Below are 302 nucleotides of genomic sequence, written 5' to 3'. Positions count from 1 at the left end.
CCCCCCCCCCCCCCCCCCCCCCCCCCCCCCCCCCCCCCCCCCCCCCCCCCCCCCCCCCCCCCCCCCCCCCCCCCCCCCCCCCCCCCCCCCCCCCCCCCCCCCTTTTTCAAGCAGACGACGGCATACGAGATCATGAGTACTGTCTCGTGGGCTCGGAGATGTGTATAAGAGACAGGGGTAAGCGTAAAGGATTTCTTTTATGCCTTTGAGAATTTTGGCCAGAACTCGATCACCAGCCAAAACCTGAAAGGCTATTTATCGGCCAAGGTAAATGCCTCCGGGGGCATTACCGAAAAGGGCAA

At 64.9% G+C, this 302-nt stretch carries 1 protein-coding gene; it reads right to left on the bottom strand.

Going from position 1 to position 302, the window contains the following annotated elements; all coding sequences use genetic code 11:
• The coding region (locus tag JHD69_RS20845; RefSeq protein ID WP_199142213.1) for a hypothetical protein at positions 1 to 240 on the bottom strand (240 nt) is incomplete at its 3' end.
• Positions 241 to 302 lie beyond the last annotated feature (62 nt).

Source organism: Pedobacter sp. ASV12 (assembly GCF_016429155.1).
Lineage (GTDB): Bacteria > Bacteroidota > Bacteroidia > Sphingobacteriales > Sphingobacteriaceae > Pedobacter.
Note: the sequence above shows the minus strand (reverse complement) of the source record. Positions and strands in the feature narration are given on the sequence as shown.